The following is a 436-nucleotide window of genomic DNA, read 5'->3' as shown; positions in this document are numbered from 1 at the left end:
ACCGTGATGAACACCGCCACCAACCCACGCACCAGCAGTTCCGCGGCGCCGGCGGCGGTCACCGACTGCGGCGCGCACGCCGCTGCCGGCGGTGAGGGTCCCGTGGCCAACCCTGCCACGGTTGTCACGGACGGTGTTTCGAGTGCTTCCTCGAYTTCGGCTGCCGGCTCCGCTCCGGCGGATGACCCCGSAGCGGCCGGCCTGGATCTGCGGTCCAGGCCGCAGAAGCTCCTCGACGGGCTGGTCGGTGCCTGCAAGGCCGCGCTGGCGGCCGGTTCGCTGCCTGCCACCGGCGGGCTGCGCCCGCAGGTCATGGTCACCATCGACTACCGCGACCTCCTGGCCCGGCTCGACCGCCTGGGCGCTTCGGCCGGCGGCCCGGAAACGGCTGGCTCAGGCGGCGGCCCGGCAGGCCCGGCAGGCCCGGCAACCGCGG

Annotated in this window: 1 protein-coding gene; it reads left to right on the top strand. The window is 75.1% G+C overall.

The window, feature by feature from the left end; genetic code table 11:
* The coding region (locus AC1DCZ_RS19375) for a DUF222 domain-containing protein (RefSeq protein ID WP_476976015.1) at positions 1-436 on the top strand (436 nt) is incomplete at both ends.

It is taken from the genome of Arthrobacter sp. 10N418 (assembly GCF_056394725.1).
Note: the sequence above shows the minus strand (reverse complement) of the source record. Positions and strands in the feature narration are given on the sequence as shown.